This window comes from Ideonella azotifigens (assembly GCF_006519715.1).
GTDB lineage: Bacteria > Pseudomonadota > Gammaproteobacteria > Burkholderiales > Burkholderiaceae_C > Ideonella > Ideonella azotifigens.
Genome location: NZ_VIDT01000455.1, coordinates 1 through 4,569 on the forward strand (window position 1 = coordinate 1; position 4,569 = coordinate 4,569).

The 4,569-nt window shown below is 69.3% G+C and carries 2 protein-coding genes; both read right to left on the minus strand.

The genetic code is table 11. The features are described from left to right. Nucleotides 1–118: 118 nt before the first annotated feature. Nucleotides 119–3,280 carry a S8 family serine peptidase gene (locus FKP22_RS21780; protein ID WP_141289787.1) on the minus strand — a complete coding sequence of 1,054 codons (3,162 nt, stop codon included), beginning with the start codon at nt 3,278–3,280 and terminating at the stop codon, nt 119–121. Nucleotides 3,281–3,350: 70 nt separating this feature from the next. Continuing rightward, a partial coding sequence (locus FKP22_RS32425; RefSeq protein ID WP_510606721.1) for a fibronectin type-III domain-containing protein occupies nt 3,351–4,569 on the minus strand: 1,219 nt, incomplete at its 5' end.

Here is a 4,569-nt window from a genome sequence, read left to right on the forward strand (position 1 = left end):
TGAAGGTGAAGCGCAGCACCAGGTTCAGCAGGGAGGCTTGCAGGCTCATGGTCGCCCTCATTGTGGGGCAGAGTCCTGTTCCGCAAGGGCAGGCGCTCTGCGCCTCCCTGCTGTCTCTTCAGCGCGCGCGGTTGGCGGCAGCCTTCTGCCGCTGCTTGGCCTCCGCAGCAGCGCGCTTTTGCTGCGCCTTCAACTGTGCGGGTGAGCGCACAGCCACCGGCAGGCTCCTCAGCGTGGCCGGCTTGACGGCCGTGACGCCCGGCTCCACGCGGATGTAGGTCGAGCCTGCCGGGCTGCCATCTGCGCGTTGGTACTGCACCTGACCGAAATAGTGCTGGCTCGCAGACAGGCCGCTCCAGCTGGCGGTCGCGGTGTAGGCCTTGCCCACCTTGGCCTTGTCGCTCGGCAGGCCGCTGACCTTGAAGTCGCCCAGCGCCGGGTTCGCGGGGTTCAGCACCGAGCGGTAGGCGGTGTAGTCGGCATAGCCGCTGCCGCTGGCCAGCGGCCACATGCAGAGCTGGTAGGTGCCGGGTGCGGGGTTCTGCATGTCCAGCACCAGGTCGTTGCCTTCGAAGTGCGTGAAGCCGTAGAAGCCGCCGCTGGCGTCGGTGTACCAGGTGTAGAACAGGCTGGTGTCGAGGTTGATGTCGGCCGCGGCGTACGAGGTCCGCACGTAGCTGGTGTTGGCTGGCACGGTGAACTCGCTCACGGTGCAGTCCAGGTCGCCATAGGCTGTGTGGCCCTGGATCGTGTCGCTGGCGGTCAGGCCCAGCGTGGCGGTGGAGGTTGCGCCGCCAAAGCCGTAGACCACGTCGAAGGCCAGGGCGCCGGAGGTCTCCGGGCTCAGCAGGATGGCGGGTGCCAGCAGTTCCTGCGCCGTCACCTGGATGGGGCTGCGCACGATGTGAACACCGTCGGTCCAGGTCAGCGTGCCGGCCACCGGCGTGTTGAATGGCGCCGTGCTGCGGCTGATCTTGACCGTGAATTCGCCGATTTCGCCCTTGCCCAGGCTCAGGCTGCTTGGCGAGACGATCACGTCGAACCCAGGCAGCACTGCCGAGGCCGTGTAGGTGGCACTCGCACCGCCCACGTTGCGCACCTTGCGGTGCACCGTGCGCGAACCGGCGAAGGTCGCGGCGATGGACGGCAGGTTCGGGTCTGGCAGGCTGGTGACGTTCAGGCCGCTGCACTCGGCGCCGGTGCTGTCGTACCAGCCTTCCGAGCACAGGAAGCGCATGTAGTCGCCATGGAAGGCGGGGTAGACCAGGCCGGGATCGACCGCGCCATTCGGGTTGGCATGGCCGGCACCGAAGCCTGCCACGCTGGTGTCCGGGCTGCCATCGGCCAGCTTCACGCCGGTGGTGGTGGTCATCAGCGCAGACTTGATGGCCGAGGGCGACCAGCTCGGGCGCGCCTGGCGCAGCAGCGCAGCCATGCCGGCCACGTGCGGCGTGGCCATGGAGGTGCCGTCATAGGCCGCAGCCACGGGTGGCGGCACCATGCTGCCGTCTCGGATCGCGTAGTTCTCAGCCTGCGTCTTCTGCGTGTAGGCGACCGACGCGATGATGCTCACGCCGGGTGCCGTGAGGTCCGGCTTCATGAGGTTGGTGGACGCAGCGTTCGGCCCCAGCGACGAGAAATACGCCATCACCGGCGCGACCACGCCCGGCACCTGATAGCGCGCGCCAATGCCGCCGGTCGCGCCACTGTTGGCCGCATAGGCGCGCACTGCGTCGCGGTCGGCGACGGCAAGGTGCACCGTGGGCACGGTGTGCCAGTCGGCATCCAGCTCTTCGTCATCGGCATTCAGCAGCACCATGCCGATGCCGCCAGCGCGCTTGACCTCGGCGCTCTTGTCCAGCCGCGTGATGATGCCGCCGCGGTCGCAGACGACAAGCTTGCCGGCGGCTTTACTCGGGTCCAGGCTGTTGGGCGCGCACCAGTTGGCCTGGTCGGACGAGACGCCGGCCGCGGCCATGTCCTGGGCCAGCCGCAGCGGTGCGGCTGGCAGCGCTGCGGCATTGAACGAGGCGCCGCTGTAGGCCGCGCCATTGCCCAGCGTGAGCTGCGCATACGGGTTGCGGTCGTGGGTGGACGCGCCCACTGTGGTCAGCCAAGGCGCGGGGTGGCCAATGGTGCCTGGCATGCCCGAATTGCCTGCCGCCGCGGCCACGAAGACGTTGGCGCTGGAGGCTTCGAGGAAGGCCAGCTCCACCGGGTCCAGCATGTCGCCGGGGTTGCCGCTGACGGAGAAGTTGATGACGTCCGCACCGTCTGCGACGGCCGCCTCGATCGCGGCCACGATGTCGCTGGTCATGCCCACGGCTTGCAGGCCCGCGGAGGTGGAGGTGGTGAACAGCGCCTTGTACGAAGCCAGGCGTGCCCGCGGGGCCACGCCGCTGGTGCTGCCCAGGAACAGGCCGGCGTTGTCGTAAGCGGGTGCCAGTGCATTGCCGCCGGCGGTGGACAGCGTGTGCGAGCCGTGGCCGTTCTCGTCGCGCGGCGAGTCGGAATAGGTGCCGAACCAGGGCAGGTTGCCGCTGGCCAGCCAGCCGGTGTTGAAGACGCGGGCGCCGACCAGCTTGTGGTTGCAGGCCGAGGCCGGGAAGGCCGGGGCCACGGTGCAGCCGCCCAGCCAGTGCGCCGGCGGCGCGCCATAGGCCAAGGTGCCACCGGTTGCGACGGGCACGCCGTTGGCATCCACATGGTCGTAGAAGGCCGGGTTCTCGGGCTGCACACCGGAGTCGATGGTGGCGATGACGATGTCTTCGCCCTGCAGCTGCACGCCCTTGCGCTGGTGGGACCAGAAGCCCGCCGCGCCGTCCAGGCCGAGGAAGGCCGGGGTGGAGACGGTGTCGGCCACGCGCACGCTGTCCAGCGTGACCTGGCGCACCTTGCCGCTGGCCTTCAGGCGCTGCACCTGGGCGAGGGTGAGTCGTGCGGCAAAGCCGTTGAAGCTGATGCTGTAGCGCTGGCTGGGTTTCACGCGCGAACCCAGCAAGGCCAGCAGCTTGTCCTGCTCACGTGCCAGGTGGGCCCGGTAGGCCTGCACGGCGGTGGTGCGTACGTCCAGGTACTGGCCTTCGCCGACCTGTGTGGCCTGAAGGCCGGCGACGTTGCCGGTGTAGCTGGCCACTGGCGCGTCGCGCAGCTGAACGATGTAGGTTCGCGCGGCCGGCGCCGCCTTCTTCGGGGTCTTCTCGGGCGTGGCGCCAAGGCTGGCGGCGGACAGGCCGGCCAGCAGCATGGCTGCGCACAGTCGTTGGAGGATGGGGGTCATGGGGACTCCGTGGGATGCGTTGAATCTGGTGAGGGGGCGGGCCCGCCGAGGCAGCACCCGCCGGGCTTGATCAGCGAGCCTTCTGGGCTTGCTGTTGCAGCCGCTTCGCCCTTGCCGCGCTGGAGGTGTCAATGGCCGCCTTGGCCTGCGAGGCGTTGCCGGGGCGCTGCAGCAGTTGCGGCGCACTGCGGCGCTGCACCGAGGCCGCGCCGGCTTCCACCCGCACCATGGTCGTGCCGAGCAGGCTGCCGTCTTGCCGCAGGTAGTCGACAGCGCCGAGGTAGCGCTTGCTGGCGTTCAGGCCGCTCCAGTTGAAGCTGGCCGGGTAGACCTTGCCGGCCTTGGCCTTGCTGGTGGGCAGGTTCGCCACCTGCAGGCTGCCGCCGATGTCGGAGGTGCCGAGCAGCCACTGGTAGGCGGTGTAGTCGGTGTAGCCCAGCGCCGTGGTGAAGGCGAACACGCAGAGGTTGTAGTTGCCCGCAGCCGGCAGGTGCATCTCGGTGACCAAGTCGCTGCCTTCGGTGTGCTCCACGCCGGTGTTGAACCAGCCGTTTTCGTCCAGGTAGGCCAGGTACAGGCTGTCCACGCCCTTGCCTGTGGTGTCCACCGGGTTCAGCGAGGCCCGGGCATGCAGGGTGTTGGCCGGAATGACCACCGGGTTGCAGGTGTAGGTGCCTTCGGGTACGTGGCCGGTGACCTGCGCCGCTGGCTTCAGGCCGGCCACTCGGGTGCTGGTCTTGCCGCTGAAGCCGTAGACCACGTCGGCCTCGACCGCATCGCTCAGGTTCGGGCTCTGCAGCAGCGTGGGCGCCTGGAACTCGACCGCCTTGAGCTGGATCGGGCTGCGCACCAGGTGCACGCCATCGCTCCAGCTCAGCGCGCCGGTGGCCAAGGAGCCGAAGGTGGCGGAAGTGCGGGTGAACTTGACCGTGAACTCGCCGACCTCGCCCTTGGCCAGCGTCAGGCTGCTGGGCGAGACGAGCACGTCGAAGCCGGGCACCGCGGCGGTGGCCGCATAGGTCGCGGTGCTGTTGCCCACGTTGCGCACCTTGCGGTGCATGGTGCGCACGCCTGCCACCGAGCCGGCGAGGGCCGGCAGGTTGGGGTCGGGGATGCCGTTGACCTTCACGTCGGCGCAATCGGCGCTGCTGGCGTCGTACCAGCCGGCGTTGCACAGGAAGCGCACGTAGTCGCCCTGGAAGGCCTGGTAGACCAGGCCCGGGTCCAGCGCGCCGCTGGGGTTGGCATGGCCGGCGCCGTAGCCGGCCACATCCGGGTCGGCGCTGCCG